Raw genomic sequence first — 14,208 nt, 5'->3', positions numbered from 1 at the left:
CGGGCACGATGGACCATGCGCTGGAAACCCGCGGTCAACGCCTTCGCGATCACCTTCGCCGACCGCTGGCCCAACGCCCAAACCTACTGATGGAGATCGCCGCAAACACCGTTAGCGAGATAGACCCCAACCCCGATCACCATCCCGCCGGCGAACAGCGGCATAAGACCATTGCGATGGCGCGGAGCTCGCCGATCGGTGTACTTCCCAGGCCGCTCCGTTCGCATACGTCGATCGCCATGAGGCAGACATCCTTTCCCCTGCATTGTGATTCCGCCCGCGAGCCTCCCACCCGAACGAACAGCACCAGTGCCGCGGTTCCCAAGATCGACCACCGCACGGCAGGCAGAGTTCGTCCTCCACAGCTCGATCACGACCGGCCGCCGCACTCTCGAACTGGATGGATAGTATGAGAATCTCATTCTCGGAGGTGGTTCGATGGCCGGTTTCTTCACCCGCCGCGGGGACGTCGTGGTTGCCGAGAAGATCACGCGAAGTGTGTGGCAGCCAGAGCATCTGGGCGGGCCGCCGGTGTGCGGGCTGCTGGCGCGAGAGCTCGAGGCGCACTGTCCGGACGCGTTCGTTCCCGCCCGGTTGACCGTGGATCTGTTCCGGGCCGTGCTCGACCGGCCGATCACGGTGCGCAGCGAGGTGGTGCGCACCGGCAGGCGGATCACGGTGGCCGATGCGGCGATCGTGCAGGACGATCAGGTGCGCGCCCGCGCCACCGCGCTGTTCATGAGCACCGGCGCGACACCGCCGGGGCGGGTGTGGAGCGCCGGTGTCGAGCTTCCGGTGCCGCCGGAAGGGGCGGTAACCGTCGGCGATGCGCCGCTGTTCCGCAGCGGCGATCGCGACTGGAGCCGCGATGCCGCAGGCCACCAGAACGGTGACCGCAAGATCTGCTGGCTGGTGGTTCCGCCGCTGGTGGCCGGGGAGCCGCTGACCCCTTTCCAGCATGCCGCCATGGTCGCCGATTTCACCAACCAGGTGTGCCACTGGGGTTCGCACGGCATCGGCTACATCAACGCCGACACGACGCTCACCCTGTCGCGGCTACCAGACGGCCGCGAGCTCGGCCTGCGCGCCGAGAACGCCGTTGCCGCCGAGGGCATCTCGATCGGCACCGCCACGCTCTACGACCGCGCCGGGGCACTGGGCACATGCGTAGTCACCACCCTCTCCAACCCGGACCGGCAGCTCGACCTGGCCGCTCCGAAGCGCTGACCGGAACGCGGACATCTTCGGGAAGTCACCGAAATCCGCCGGCGCGCGGCGCGAAGATGAACCCTGCTCCGGCGTCGGGTCGGGCCGGGACAAAACGTGCGAGGTCAGCCCGCGGCCTGCACTGCGGCGGTGCTGAAATCGTCGACGTCGGCGCAGGCGTCGAACGGAAGCGGCGGATAGCTGCCGTCCGTCGGGTGACCGGGATCGCCGTATTGGGCCAGAGGGAGCGCGGACCAATCGATCGCAAGGCTGATGAGATGACCGTTCATGCGGCCATCGCTGCTCGGCCGGTATGTCAAGCTGACGCCACAACGTGACGGGACCGGACCGTACACGTTCGAACGGAGAATGATCCCGTTCAGGCCCGCAGCCTGGTAGACACCGTTACCCGGCCCGGGCGATGCCTTTTGCTCCACGTCCAAGCGGAACGACAACTCGACTTGCAGGCTGTATTTCGCACCTGGCTTGGTGAAATTCACCTGGCAGTGATAGGGAGCGACCCAACCGATCGAGTTCGAGATCCAATCGCTGTACCGGGCCTTCACCGCATCCGCGCTCGCACACGGGTTCTTGCCATACAGCACCTTCCCGTCCGCCGGTTTGTCGCGGGGCGTGAGGTTGTCCAGCCGATCGATGATTCTGCTGACGTAGCTCTTTCCTACATCGCACTTTTCGGGCCACGGTGTATTGTCCGGCGCACCGTCGGGCGGAACCTTTCGCAACCGCAACCGGTGCGCGTAGCCGGTGTTCCCAGCAGGCACGTAGTAATAGCACGTGCCTGCGAAAGTCGGCTCATCAGCCAGGTGCGACCGGTAGATCGTGTGACCGTTGACCGTTTCGGCCTTGTCCTGCGCGCGGTCATCGTCGTCGTACACCTCGCCGAGCGACAGTTCGAATAGGTAGAACGCATCCTTCGAGGCGGGTTCGCCCACGTGATCGCCAACCCTGAGTTGGCATCCGGCGAGCCCTCGTCCCTCACGGGTGAATGATTTCGTTCCGAGATTCATCGACTTCAACGGCTCTTGGTCCAACATCGAGCACGGATCGGTGGCGCGGATCCTGGCCATCAGTGGTTCGGCGTCGGGACTGGTGATGATAGTTTCGTGTTTGCCAACGCCCACCGAATTCTCGGTGGTGGATGACGTGGAAGTCGTCACGGCGGTCGGCACTGTGCTGGTGCTGCTCGCCGCTACCCGGTTCTCGGTGGCATTGTTCCCGCAGCCGGTCGCGCCCACTGCACATACGATCGCCAGCACGGTGAATGCGGCCAAGGAACGGAGTGTCATTACGTCCTGTCGTAATCTCGCCGAGCTCGGAGCTTTCAGTTCTACGGTGTCGGGTCATAGGGCACGCCACACAACGACAGGCGCAGCCATGTGGCCATCCAACCCTACAAGTTCTGCTCGAACAACCGGCATGCCAAATGTCGGCCCAGACAAACGGCCCGAACCTCGACAAGGTTCGGGCCGTTCGATTCTGTGCGGTGCGGTATCAGACGACGAAGTCGCACATCGCTGGTCGACACCGAGATGTGGCAGCTGCGCTGGATGGATCGCCGGGCGCGTGGGGCACCTGCGCCGCCGATCGCGGTGTCAGCGCAGCGCGCCGCGACGGCCGGTCACCAAGCCGACCAGGAACAGCAGGACAACCGCGCCGCCGAGGCAGGTGAAGAAGCTGAACCACAGCCCGCCACCCTCGACATCGACTCCCAGCAACTTGAGCAGGAATCCACCGAGCAGGCCGCCGACGATACCGACCACGATGTTGAGCAGAATGCCTTGCTGAGCATCGGTTTTCATGATCTTGCTGGCGATCCAGCCGGCCAAGCCGCCGATGATGATCCAACCGAGGATTCCGAGACCGAGCATCATATTCTCCGATTCATCGAGTTGAGCCCGCATGCTGATCAGCGAGCGTCTGTTCTCGCCATACCCCGGGCGCGGGCGGTCAATCGCATTGCCTGGCAGAGGCTCGTCGCTGCGGGTCGAGCAGATGGCAGCTCAGGTGCATCCTTCGAGGGTCGCGTGTGCCAGTTCCGTTATCACATCGCCGATTTCGTGGCGCTCGCGCAGCACCCGAATCTGGCGTCGAGCGCCGTTCCCACGCTCGTCGAGGGCGGCGATCGCTTCGGCGACGAAGGTGCGGTCGCCGAAGTCCCGCAGCGCCGGCTCGATGTGACCGACGAGTTTGTCCAGCAGGTCGCGGTGCGGGACCACGCGGCCTTCGAAGGGGTCGAGCCCGTCGCCGTCCAGACCCGACTGCGCGGCGTTCCAATAGGCGGCGCGAAGTACTTCGGCGGGGATGGGCGGAGCGGCTTCGCCACGCTCGATCGATCGAAGGCCCGTGGCGACGGTGGCCCTGATCAACGTGGCGAGCAGCGCGGCCTCCTCCGCGGTGGCGGGTACGTCGCTGACCCGTATCTCCACGGTGGGAAACGACTCCGAAGGCCGGATGTCCCAGTACACCATCTTGTTGTCCAGGATGCTGCCGCTGGCGAGCATCATCGCCACGATCGAGTCGTAGTCCTCGACCGAGGCGAAGTACGGCGGTGGTCCCGCGCTGGGCCAGCGCCGCCACAGAATGCTGCGCCAACTCGCGTACCCGGTCTCGCTGCCACGGTAGATCGCGGAATTGGCGGTCAACGCCAGGAACACCGGCAACCACGGACGCACATGATTGCCGACCAGGATCGCGGTGTCGCGGTCGGGAACACCGACATGCACGTGGCATCCGCACAACCCTTGTTCATGGGCGATCATGCCGAACGTGTCGGCGATCCGCCGATACCGCGGTGCGTCGGTGATCGGGAACTCCTCGGGCACGGTCGGCGGCACCGCCACGGCGAGCAGCCGAGCGTCGTTGTCGGCCGCGCATTCGGCGACCGTTCTCCGCAGCGTGCGCAATTCGGTGAGCAACTCGCCGATATCGGAGTGCACCCCGGTACTGGTTTCCACCTGACAGCTGGTCAGCTCCAGTTGCAGGTCGATGTCCGCTTTCTTCGCCGCTTCGGCGACTCGGATGTTCTGCGGTGTGGGCGCGCCGGTTTCGGGGTCGGTCAGCAGGAATTCCTCCTCGACACCGACAGTCGGTATGTGGTTGTCCATGGTCACGCCCTTCGATTCGCGGTCATCGGCCGGGCATCCGTGGGCTGTGGCGGACGGTTCTCGCGGGCGCAGCACGAAACAGCACGCGCCGCCCGATGACGCACACGCCGGTGACCCTCACCAGCGCGCCGAGGCACCTGCGCTTCCGAACTCGGCGCTATCGATCGGTTCACATCCACACCAGTCCTCCTCCACCACAACCTTCGAGCCCGGTGTCGAGCCCGCATGAATTCGATCGCGAGCCGATGGGTGCACGCGGGCCCTGGCTGCCGACCTGCGTGTCGTCGGTGCGAACGAATGTGTTCGGGCCGTACCCCCGGCGTAAGTGCCCAAACAGCGTAAGTGCCCGAACAGTCGGACACGGCTTCCGACTGCATCGGCGATGCGGCTGCCTCGGCATGCTTTGGACGAGTTCGCGACTCGGGCCGCGGCGCGGGCGGCGGAATGATCGCCGACGGTTCCCCGGTCGCGCGTACGGGTTTGGGGTTCGCGCCGCCGGATAGCCCCTACTGGGCGTGATCTGCGGTGGATCACGGTGTGAGCGGATGAGGGATGAAGAGTGCCTGGTGTGCTGATCGCGGGTGGCTGGGGATTGCTGGCGGGGTCAGCGTTGCTGATCGGAGCGCTGGCGGGTTATCTGACGCGAATCCCGATCCGAGTGGTGGCCAGTGTGATGGCTTTCGGCAGCGGCGTGCTGTTGTCAGCGGTGTCGTTCGAGTTGATCGCCGAAGCTCACGAACGCGGCGGCATGATCGCCACCGCCGCGGGCGCGGTGACGGGGGCCGTGCTGTACACCCTGGCGAATGTGATGCTGGCGCGTCGAGGCGCACACCACCGCAAACGCTCCGGTGATCAGCAACCCTCCGAAGCCGAGCACTCCGGCTCCGGCACCGCTATAGCGTTGGGTGCACTGCTGGACGGGATTCCGGAATCGATGGTGATCGGCACCAGCCTTCTGGGCGGTGGCACGGTGAGCGTTGTCACCGTGGCCGCGGTGTTCATCAGCAACGTTCCCGAAGGGTTGTCCAGCGCCTCGGGCATGCGACGAGCGGGACGCACCCGCGGCTATGTGTTCACCCTGTGGGGAGCGATCGCGGTGATCAGCGCGGTCGCGGCCATGACCGGGTACGGGCTGCTCGGAGGTGTCCCCTCCTCCGTACTCGCCGCGATCACCGCGCTCGCGGGCGGTGCGATCCTGGCGATGATCGCCGACACCATGATTCCCGAAGCTTTCGAAGACGCGCACCTATGGATCGGATTGATCACCGTGGCCGGATTCCTCACCGCCTTCGGGCTGTCCCAGCTTCGACCGTGACGACCCGACACCTGGTTCGGCGGCGCAGGCCGAGCAGCACATCACCGGTCGCGGCGTCATCGGAGGGCTGTCGAGGCCGGTATCCGGAGGATCTTCTCCCCGTCACGGAAGCCGGACTTGATCGACCGACTACCGCACGGGGCGGCGCAGGCACAGATCGGCTGGATGACGTGTGTCGCGGGTGCCCGCGCTGTCGAATCACGTGCGTAGCGGGCGTGGGGACTGTGTCGATCGCGTCCGGCGGCTCCCGCGGGCGAACACGGCGCAACGACCGACGATGCCGCACACTGCTCCCATGGCAACACCCGAATCGCGAACAGGAACGATGTTCCGGTGGACCCAGGTCGGCACCGGCGGTGTGATCGCCCCCGACGAGCGATTGACCTGGCCCCGCACGATCGGCATCGGTTTGCAGCATGTGGTGGCGATGTTCGGCGCCACCTTCCTCGTGCCGGTCCTCACCGGGTTCCCACCGTCCACCACGCTGCTCTTCTCCGGGGTCGGCACCCTGCTGTTCCTGGTGATCACCCGCAACCGGCTGCCGAGCTATCTGGGTTCGAGCTTCGCGATCATCGCTCCGGTCCTCGCGGCCACCGCCTCCGACGGAATGGGTGCGGCCCTCGGCGGGATCGTGGTGGTCGGCGCCCTGCTGATCGTCATCGGCGTGGTGGTGCACTTCGCAGGCACCCACTGGATCGAGGCGCTGATGCCGCCGGTGGTCACCGGCACCATCGTGGCCCTTATCGGGCTGAACCTGGCGCCGACCGCCAAGGCGAACTTCGAGAAGGACGCGATCACGGCGACGGTCGTGCTCATCCTGCTGATCCTGTGCCTCGTGCTCTTCCGCGGGTTGCTCGGCCGGCTGGCCATCGTCGCCAGTGTCGTGCTCGGTTATGGGCTCGCGCTCGCCCGCGGTGAGGTCGACACCGCGGCGATCGGGGACGCCTCCTGGGTGGGACTGCCCGACTTCCACGCACCGAGCTTCCACCTCTCGGTGATCCCGATGTTCCTGCCGGTGGTCCTGGTGCTCGTGGTCGAGAACATCGGGCACGTCAAGTCGATCACCACGATGACCGGTATCGACTACGACCGGCGAATCGGCCGCGCGCTGGCGGCCGACGGTCTGGCGACGGCGCTCGCCGGCAGTGGCGGCGGCTCGGCGACCACCACGTACGCGGAAAACATCGGCGTGATGGCCGCGACGAAGGTGTACTCGACCGCCGCGTACTGGGTGGCCGGTGCCGCGGCAATCGCGCTCAGCCTGTCACCGAAGGTGGGGGCGGTGATCGCCGCCATCCCGGCCGGGGTGCTCGGTGGTGTGACGACCGCCCTCTACGGCCTGGTCGGGATTCTCGGCGTGCACATCTGGGTGAGCAACCAGGTGAACTTCGGCCATCCGATCAACCAGTTCACCGCGGCCATCCCGCTGGTCATCGGCATCGCCGACTTCACATGGGTGGTGGGCGATCTCGACTTCGGCGGCATCACCCTCGGCGCCCTCGCCGCGCTCCTGATCTACCACGCGATGCGGCTGATCGGAGGTCGGCGCGGGACGGTCGTCCCCCAGCAGGCGCACGACGTGACGAAGTCGGAGGAACCGACGGATCGGTGACCGTCGCAGGTTCATGGCACCGGTGGTTGAAGATCCACGATCCGGGTAGGCAGGAATCGAACATTTGTTCTGCCGAGCGTGAGGAGTGGCGATGGCGCAGCCGAACCCGGAGAAGGATCCGGAGCAGTGGACCACCGGCGACGAGCCGATGACCGGTCCGCAGAAGTCCTACCTGCACACTTTGGCCCAGGAGGCGGGTGAGGAGGTGCCGGAGGGGCTGAGCAAGGCGGAGGCGTCGCAGCTGATCGACGAGCTCCAGCAGCGCACCGGCCGCGGTGCCTGAGGCGGCCCGGGCTGGGCAGCTCAGTCGGGATACTCGTGGATGGTCAGCAGAAGATGGTCCAGCTGGGTGCGTTGCTGGACAGGGCCGCCACCGGCCGCCGCGGCGACAGTGACCAGTTTGGTGGCCAGCACCCGCAGTTTGGTGTTCGTTTCCTGCGATCGCCACCGCAGCACCTGGAAGGCTTGCTCGGCGGTCAGGCCATAGGCGAGCATCAGCATCCCTTTGGCTTGCTCGATCGCCGCGCGGGACTCGACCACTTCCGGCAGCGTCTCGTCGAGCACTTCACGCCGCTGCTGATCGACGGTGGCGGTCAGATCGATGAAGTAGCCCGAGGTGCCCACCACCGCGCCGGTCGCATCGAAGATGTGGTCGGCGACCACCAGCACGTGACGGACGCGACCGGCGGTGTCGATGATGCGATGGCGGCTGCAGAACGCGCCGTGGTCACGCACCGCGATGGCCAGGGCGTCGGCGACGGCGGCGCGGTCGGCGGGGTGTTTGTGCGACAGCACCAACTCGGTGGTCGGCTGCACCTGGCCGGGGCGGTAGCCGTACAGTTCGGCAACTTCGTCGGACCATTCCCAGCGCTGATCCTCGAACCAGAACCGGAAGCTGCCCGCCCGGTCGGAACCATCGGCTCCCGACCCAGCGCTGTCCGGCGCGGACGCAGCGTCCGGCCCACCGACGTGGCTCACCTGTCCCATCATGCTCCCTTCGGCTTTACCGAGGGGCACAATCGCCCGACCCTCGGACCTCGTTCCGGCAAGTCAGGCGAGCCAGGTAGTTCGGCCGACCCGAGCGCGGCCGCACGCCCGCGGGCAGCGGCGAACCGGGACGCCCGCCGCCGACGGACCGCCACGAGCCGCGCCCCAGTCTCTCCCCCAGCGCGGTGATCGCCGCTCGCTCCCCAGCGTGCTGATCGCCGCCTACCCGGACAACTGGCAGCCGAGCCGTCGCGTCGAGCGGTCAAGTCGGCGTAGCCCGCATTCCTGGAAATGTCGTTCGGTGCGCGGCCGTTGCTGCCCTTCAGCCGGTCGGTTGGCCTTCGCGCAGGCGACGGGCGGACGAGGGAAGGGTCTCGACCCCGGATCTGGTCGAACTCTGCTTGTCCGAGCAGATTTGCAGGTCTGCCGCGGCTCGGGTCTCGGTCTCCGCGGCGGCTCCGTCGATTGAAATCGCGATGGCCGGGTAGATGTCATCTACATGCGGTGTGCATCCGCCCGGCTCCGGGCGATCCGCTCACGACGGAGGTAGCGACATGGCCGGACATCGCCAGACGGCACAAGGCAGCGCGCCGGCAGAGGTGTTGTCACGCACGGACTTCGCCGACCGAGTGCTGCGCGCTGCCGCGACACCGGAGCGAATCGCCGACGTGGTCGCGCAGATCGTGGGTGAGCGGATCGAGATCGGCCCGGTACCAGTGGCATTGAACGGACTCGTGCACGCCACCGCGATCGGCGAAGCGGGACCCGTGCACGCCATGCGCTGCGACTCGGGCGACTGGGACATGACGATCGCGGTGCCGATCCTGCTGCGCCTGCGCGTCCACCTGCCCGGCCGGACACTGCGATACATCGGTGCCGCCCGCGTGCTGATCCGACTCGCGTTGATACCTCGCGAACCGTGTGGACTGTTCATACGTACCGACGATGTCCGCCCCGAGGACCTCACAGTCAGGATGCGCGCCCGCGACCTCACATCCCAAGTCGCCGGACGCCTCGGCCGCATCGAATCCGTAGTGGCCGAACACATCCTGCGCTACATCGATGATCTGTTCGCCGGCCCCGAGTTCAGCGGCGTACGAGACATCGACATCGCCCACATCATCGAGCGGGCCTGGGACGCAGGTCTCGTACTCGACTTCCCCGACCGGGCCGCGAGCTGAACGCACCTGCGCGGAGTTCTCCGCTACCCCGGTATGCGCGCGACATCCGAGTAACCCGGGACCACCGTCGAGTCGTGCAGCCGCCCCGGGCGATGCGCTCGGTCACCGCCCGACCGGGTGCGGGGGCAGGCTCAGCCCGGAGATGCATAATCGTCACCGGCCAAGCATCGCAGCCATTCTTCGGCCCCGAATCCTGGTTAACCCATCCCGATCTACGACGAGAAAATTGCGTCCCGTCAATACAACCCATGGCGGAGTTCCGGTCTGCCGATCGGCTACCTTAATGTAGCGGTTCTGAGACGAACTGTGTGTCGACGCTGTTCCGCCCCGGGTAGGATGACAGCCCGTTTTCGGCAACCGTCGCGGTTCGATGAAAGGCCGCCCTGGGTGTCCGCGTATCGCCGCCTGGTCACGGTCAACCAATCACGTTGCATTCCAGCATACTTTGCGCGGCGGGCCACGGACCGTAGTCCCGGTGGGATCGAATGCGCTATCTTCGTTGCGGGGTACTGGTCAAATCTGCATGGCGCAATCGCTCATCTCATGGCACATACGGCCAAGGAGGATTCGACTATGACGACGTATGCACCGGTCACCATTCAGCAGGCGCAGTTCCCGATCATCGAATCGTTCACCAATGAGACCGTGACCAACCCGCACTGGCAACTGCTGGGCAGCGCGCGACTGAACGGCGGCAGCCTGGAACTCACCCCCAACACCAATTCCCAGGCCGGGACGGCGTTCCTCGATCAGCCGTTCTCGTCCAGGCTCGGGGTCACCATCGACTTCGACTACTCCTGCGAGGGAGCAGCCGCGCTCGGCGACGGCTTCAGCGTCTACGTGATCGACGGCGCGCACACCACTCAGCCCGGCGGCATCGGCGCCGCACTCGGCTACTCCGTCACGAAAACGGGGTCGGGGCAGATCGTCGCGCCGGGAGTCACCGCCGGGTTCGTCGGCGTCGGCTTCGACAACTACGGGAACTTCGCCACGCCGCTGGCCGGTAACGGAGGCGGTGCGCAACGGCCCAACACCCTGGGGGTACGCGGAGCCGGCAACCTGCGGGAAGGGTTCGGCTGGCTCACCGGCGTTCAGGTACCGGGCGGATTCCGGGCGGATTGGGAGCGCGGTGCCCACATCCAGGTCTCCATCATCGGCGGTCGGCTCACCGTTCGCCACGCCGACAAAACCAACCCGAACGGCACCCTGCTGATCGACGACTTCGATCTCGCCGGCGCCGACGGTCAGCCACCCGTGCCCGAGACGTTCAAGCTCGGCTTCGCGGCCGGAACCGGTGCCGCGACCGCCTACCACCGGATCAGGAACCTCAAGGTGACCCTGCCCGCGGAAATGCCGCTGGAGATCAGCGGCCCCCAGACAGCGCAGTCGGGACTTCGGATCACCTACACCATCGGCGTGCAGAATCTCGGCCCCAACGACGCCCCCGACGCCGTGCTGGATGCCACCGTCCCGACAGAGCTGACCGACCTGGAACTGACCTGCCAGGCCGAGAACGGAGCCGTCTGCGGCACCGGGTCGGTCCGTGACGGCCTACACATGCCGATCGACCTGCCCAAGGGCAGCAAGGCGGTCATCAACCTGACCGGCACCATCGACCCGCAGTACGAGGGCCGACTCACCTGCACCAGCCTCATCACCTCACCCTCACGCGCCAATACCGCCGAACGGCACTCCGGATCGGTCACCACCGAGGTCGATCGGCCTCCCGTCACCGTGTCCCCCGTGATCGTCGGGCAGTGGCCGCAGACCTGGCCCGAGGACGCCAAGGGATGGATCGTCAGCTACGAACTCACTTTGGCCGCCCACGAGCAGCGGGTGGTGTGGTGGGAGATCCGCTTCGACGTACCGGCCCGAACCCGCATCAATCCCCAGCAGACTCAGTGGTACAAGGTGATCAAGGACGGCACCGACGGATCCGTCGTCATCGGCACGCCGGACGACACCCACACCATCGAGCCCGGCACGCCCCTGACCGTGGCCGTGCAACTGCTCTACCCGTCCCAGCACGAGGCCGGTGACGGCACGCTGCGCAACCTCCACGCCACCGAGGTGACCCGCCCATAAGCCCTGTCTTCGCCAAGATTCTGGAGGCCCGCCGGTGGAAAAAGAACCCACCCGGCGGGCCTTCCAGTGCGGGCGGGATCCTCTGGGCCGCAACGGTCTTGACCCTGGGGCAACACAGCTCGGCCTGTTCGATCCGCTCCGCCCAGCGGTCTACAGGATCTTCTGCGGGTCAACTCCGGCAACGGCCCGCGACCACACAAGGCCGGTTCTGTTCGGGCTCGAGCAGTCACGAGATTCGCGCTGGGGTACGCGGTGTCGGTGGCCCCGCCGCGTGGGAGACCCATCAGCCGCTGCACGAACGCCGGTGACAGGCATGGCTCAGTCCGGACGGAGGTTCGTCACCGGCAGGCCGTGCTCGGTGCGCAGCCGCTCGGCCACCAGCGAGCGGTGGCACGCCTCCGGATCGCGCTCGACGCAGAAAAGGGCGGTCATCGAGTCGCTGGGAAGCTCGGCCACGAGGACGCCGAGGTCGAACGGGTCGAGGATTTCACGGGTGTAGCGCTCGGCGTACTCGGGTGCCAGCGCGACGCGGTTGCGCTTGCCCACGCCCTGGCGGTCGTCCTCGCGGTACTGGAGCCGACGCAGCTCGGTCGTCGGCGCCAGCTCCTTCACGTGCAGGTAGCCGATGTCCGCCGCGGCGAGCGCACGCTGGAGCCGCGCCGAGTTCGCCCAGGAGTAGTCGGGGCCCCGAACGCCGCGGCGCTGGCGGAGGTCGAGCAGCAACGCCACGCCCCCGGCGGTGAGCTTCTCCAGGAAGGCTCCGGCCGTGAAGCCGTAGACGCCGATCGTCGCGATGCGCCTCATCGCGGCGCCCCGCCGGCTCGGTGGCCCGGCGGGAAGCCGAGCCCATGTCCGAGGCACTCGCCGAACGCGGCGCGGCGCACGTTCACCCGCCGGTGCGCGGCGGTGGGCTCGGTCACGCCGGCCCACCGCCGCCCCGCTACGGCACGAGTGCCGGCTGGTCCACGGCCCACAGCCATGACCCGTCCGGCTGGCGGCGGGCGATCTCGACGGTCACCTCGCCGGTGGTCAGCGTGGACGCCGTCAGTGCCAGGTCGCCGCTCACCAGTGCCGGGTGCTGCCTACCCGGCGAGAGCACCGGCGCGGCCGCGACGAACTGCTCGTACACCTTGCGGATCTCCGCATGTCCGGTCGCGAGGTTGCCCGGCGGAAACGCCAGCACGGCGTTCGGCTCGTACAACGCCACCAGCCCGTCGACGTCGCCCGCATTGGCGCGCTCGATGAAGTACCTGCCCAGGTCGTTCGGCTCAGTGGCCATGATCTTGTTCGTCATAGGACAAGCCTCCCAACGAATCACGACATCCTGTGTCGTGTATTCCGGTAAAGTTTTCGCATGCGCGCCGACCGGTTGGTCTCGCTGGTGCTGCTGCTGCGCCGGCACGGTCGGCTGTCCGCGGCCACGCTGGCCCGCGAGCTGGAGGTATCCACGCGCACCGTGCTGCGCGACATCGAGGCGCTGTCCGCGGCCGGCGTCCCGGTCTACGCCGAACGCGGCCGGCACGGCGGTTTCGCATTGTTGCCCGGTTTCCAGACCGAGCTCACCGGACTGAACCACGACGAGGCGCTCGCCCTGCTTGTCGCCGGATCACGGCGCGGCGCGCAGGCATTCGGCCTCGGCTCGGCGCTCGCGTCGGCCATGCTCAAGGTGGTCGACGCGCTACCCGAAAGCTATCGGGCCACCGCGACCGGCGCGGCCCAGCGATTGCTCATCGACCCGGAGACCGACCTCTTCTCGCGCAGGCTGGTCGCTGAGGAGGTGTCCGACTCCGTAGTGACCGAGATCCGGCGCGCGGTGTTCGCCGGACACAAACTGCGCATCCACTACGCGGCCGTGGACCAGACCCCGAAATGGCGCACGGTGGATCCGATCGGCCTGGTCACCGTGCGAGACCAGGGCTACTTGCTGGCCACGAGGTCCGGCGCGGACCGCACCTACCGGCTGTCCCGGGTCCTGGCCGCCGAGGAACTCCCCGAACCCGCGCAGCGGCCGGACCGGGTCGATCTGGACCGGGCCTGGCAGGAACGCAGCACTCGGTTCCGGACCGGCGGCGACCAAGTCACCGTGCTGGTACGGGTGAACCCGGCAGGACGGGAAGAACTGGTGGGCACCGCGCTGGCCGTCCGCGCCGAGGAAACCGACGCAGACGGCTGGCTGCGGATGGAGGTGACATTCCAAGATCCGAGACACGCCGAATGGGCGCTGTGGCAGCTCGCCACGAACGCGGAAGCCCTGGCCCCGCAGTGGTTACGCACATCCCTGCGCAACCGCGCCGCCGCGATCGCCACCTGCTACGGAGTGTCATCCTGAGGGCTGTCGCCTTCTGGTGGCCGTGCCGGGAGCGGGAAGGGTCGAATCCGAACGTTGCTATACGCACTCGATCGCATCGAAACCCTCGGTGCCGCCGCCGATCTCGAAGCGGCCGCCGGTACCGCGAAGGCGACCGCCGCGCTCCGGGTCGTGACCGCCCCGGTGCGAGAGGGTCGAGTGGCGTTGCGGGCGAACGCGTCCGCACGACCACTCTGGCGACATTCTCGGATCAGGGTGCCTCTCAGATCAGGGTGTCGATGTCGTGGGTGACGATGTTGTCGAGTGCGCGTTCGGCGATGGCGGCGATGGTCATCGAGGGGTTGCATGCGGCGGTGTTGCCTGGCATGAGTGCTCCGTCGAGGACGTAG

Annotated in this window: 13 protein-coding genes; 7 read left to right on the top strand and 6 right to left on the bottom strand. The window is 67.1% G+C overall.

Annotated features, from left to right (window positions below):
- The first annotated feature begins 438 nt into the window (after positions 1–438).
- Positions 439–1,227, top strand: a complete 789-nt coding sequence (locus tag IU450_RS38740; protein WP_195154687.1) for a thioesterase family protein — start codon at positions 439–441, stop codon at positions 1,225–1,227.
- A 104-nt stretch (positions 1,228–1,331) separates the two neighbouring features.
- On the opposite strand, the gene IU450_RS38735 is transcribed toward IU450_RS38740, so the two are convergent.
- The 3 genes from IU450_RS38735 to IU450_RS38725 all read right to left on the bottom strand — a co-directional run bounded on the left by IU450_RS38735 (position 1,332) and on the right by IU450_RS38725 (position 4,331).
- The gene (locus IU450_RS38735) at positions 1,332–2,498 is read right to left on the bottom strand and encodes a DUF3558 family protein (RefSeq protein WP_195154686.1); all 1,167 of its coding nucleotides are present in this window, start codon (positions 2,496–2,498) and stop codon (positions 1,332–1,334) included.
- Positions 2,499–2,819: 321 nt separating this feature from the next.
- Positions 2,820–3,095, bottom strand: coding sequence for a GlsB/YeaQ/YmgE family stress response membrane protein (locus tag IU450_RS38730; protein ID WP_181723656.1), 276 nt, complete (start codon positions 3,093–3,095; stop codon positions 2,820–2,822).
- A gap of 132 nt (positions 3,096–3,227) precedes the next feature.
- Positions 3,228–4,331, bottom strand: coding sequence for a glutamate--cysteine ligase (locus tag IU450_RS38725; RefSeq protein WP_195154685.1), 1,104 nt, complete (start codon positions 4,329–4,331; stop codon positions 3,228–3,230).
- 559 nt (positions 4,332–4,890) lie between these two features.
- On the opposite strand from IU450_RS38725, the gene IU450_RS38720 reads away from it, so the two are divergent.
- The 3 genes from IU450_RS38720 to IU450_RS38710 all read left to right on the top strand — a co-directional run bounded on the left by IU450_RS38720 (position 4,891) and on the right by IU450_RS38710 (position 7,541).
- Positions 4,891–5,646 (top strand): ZIP family metal transporter, encoded by a 756-nt coding sequence (locus tag IU450_RS38720; RefSeq protein WP_195154684.1) that lies wholly within the window; start codon positions 4,891–4,893, stop codon positions 5,644–5,646.
- A gap of 325 nt (positions 5,647–5,971) precedes the next feature.
- Positions 5,972–7,258, top strand: coding sequence for a uracil-xanthine permease family protein (locus tag IU450_RS38715; RefSeq protein WP_195154689.1), 1,287 nt, complete (start codon positions 5,972–5,974; stop codon positions 7,256–7,258).
- A 91-nt stretch (positions 7,259–7,349) separates the two neighbouring features.
- Positions 7,350–7,541 (top strand): DUF3072 domain-containing protein, encoded by a 192-nt coding sequence (locus IU450_RS38710; RefSeq protein WP_195154683.1) that lies wholly within the window; start codon positions 7,350–7,352, stop codon positions 7,539–7,541.
- A gap of 20 nt (positions 7,542–7,561) precedes the next feature.
- Here IU450_RS38710 and IU450_RS38705 read toward each other — a convergent pair whose 3' ends face one another.
- Positions 7,562–8,245, bottom strand: coding sequence for a PAS and ANTAR domain-containing protein (locus IU450_RS38705; RefSeq protein WP_195154682.1), 684 nt, complete (start codon positions 8,243–8,245; stop codon positions 7,562–7,564).
- A 554-nt stretch (positions 8,246–8,799) separates the two neighbouring features.
- Here IU450_RS38705 and IU450_RS38700 point away from each other — a divergent pair.
- Together IU450_RS38700 and IU450_RS38695 are read left to right on the top strand one after the other, a co-directional pair.
- A complete protein-coding gene (locus IU450_RS38700) occupies positions 8,800–9,426 on the top strand; it encodes a hypothetical protein (RefSeq protein WP_195154681.1) in 627 nt (208 codons plus the stop codon).
- A 573-nt stretch (positions 9,427–9,999) separates the two neighbouring features.
- Positions 10,000–11,511, top strand: a complete 1,512-nt coding sequence (locus IU450_RS38695) for a lectin-like domain-containing protein (RefSeq protein WP_195154680.1) — start codon at positions 10,000–10,002, stop codon at positions 11,509–11,511.
- Between the two features lie 318 nt (positions 11,512–11,829).
- Here IU450_RS38695 and IU450_RS38690 read toward each other — a convergent pair whose 3' ends face one another.
- Both IU450_RS38690 and IU450_RS38685 read right to left on the bottom strand, forming a co-directional pair.
- Positions 11,830–12,315 carry a DUF488 domain-containing protein gene (locus tag IU450_RS38690; RefSeq protein WP_195154679.1) on the bottom strand — a complete coding sequence of 162 codons (486 nt, stop codon included), beginning with the start codon at positions 12,313–12,315 and terminating at the stop codon, positions 11,830–11,832.
- 136 nt (positions 12,316–12,451) lie between these two features.
- Complete coding sequence (locus IU450_RS38685) at positions 12,452–12,805, bottom strand: YybH family protein (protein WP_228835736.1); 354 nt, start codon at positions 12,803–12,805, stop codon at positions 12,452–12,454.
- 60 nt (positions 12,806–12,865) lie between these two features.
- Between IU450_RS38685 and IU450_RS38680 the strand changes: the two genes are divergently transcribed.
- Positions 12,866–13,840: a helix-turn-helix transcriptional regulator gene (locus tag IU450_RS38680; protein WP_195154678.1), complete on the top strand. Its 975-nt coding sequence runs from the start codon at positions 12,866–12,868 to the stop codon at positions 13,838–13,840.
- Positions 13,841–14,208: the final 368 nt, after the last annotated feature.

The sequence above is a fragment of the Nocardia abscessus genome (assembly GCF_015477775.1).
GTDB lineage: Bacteria > Actinomycetota > Actinomycetes > Mycobacteriales > Mycobacteriaceae > Nocardia > Nocardia abscessus_A.
This window is presented reverse-complemented; position numbering and strand designations above follow the sequence as displayed.

Excerpts from the sequence above, each read along its gene's own strand:
- IU450_RS38710 (WP_195154683.1), top strand. The coding sequence starts at position 7,350 with ATGGCGCAGCCGAACCCGGAGAAGGATCCGGAGCAGTGGACCACCGGC.
- IU450_RS38705 (WP_195154682.1), bottom strand. The coding sequence starts at position 8,245 with ATGGGACAGGTGAGCCACGTCGGTGGGCCGGACGCTGCGTCCGCGCCG.
- IU450_RS38695 (WP_195154680.1), top strand. The coding sequence starts at position 10,000 with ATGACGACGTATGCACCGGTCACCATTCAGCAGGCGCAGTTCCCGATC.
- IU450_RS38715 (WP_195154689.1), top strand. The coding sequence starts at position 5,972 with ATGTTCCGGTGGACCCAGGTCGGCACCGGCGGTGTGATCGCCCCCGAC.
- IU450_RS38740 (WP_195154687.1), top strand. The coding sequence starts at position 439 with ATGGCCGGTTTCTTCACCCGCCGCGGGGACGTCGTGGTTGCCGAGAAG.
- IU450_RS38725 (WP_195154685.1), bottom strand. The coding sequence starts at position 4,331 with ATGGACAACCACATACCGACTGTCGGTGTCGAGGAGGAATTCCTGCTG.
- IU450_RS38680 (WP_195154678.1), top strand. The coding sequence starts at position 12,866 with ATGCGCGCCGACCGGTTGGTCTCGCTGGTGCTGCTGCTGCGCCGGCAC.
- IU450_RS38700 (WP_195154681.1), top strand. The coding sequence starts at position 8,800 with ATGGCCGGACATCGCCAGACGGCACAAGGCAGCGCGCCGGCAGAGGTG.
- IU450_RS38690 (WP_195154679.1), bottom strand. The coding sequence starts at position 12,315 with ATGAGGCGCATCGCGACGATCGGCGTCTACGGCTTCACGGCCGGAGCC.
- IU450_RS38685 (WP_228835736.1), bottom strand. The coding sequence starts at position 12,805 with ATGACGAACAAGATCATGGCCACTGAGCCGAACGACCTGGGCAGGTAC.
- IU450_RS38730 (WP_181723656.1), bottom strand. The coding sequence starts at position 3,095 with ATGCTCGGTCTCGGAATCCTCGGTTGGATCATCATCGGCGGCTTGGCC.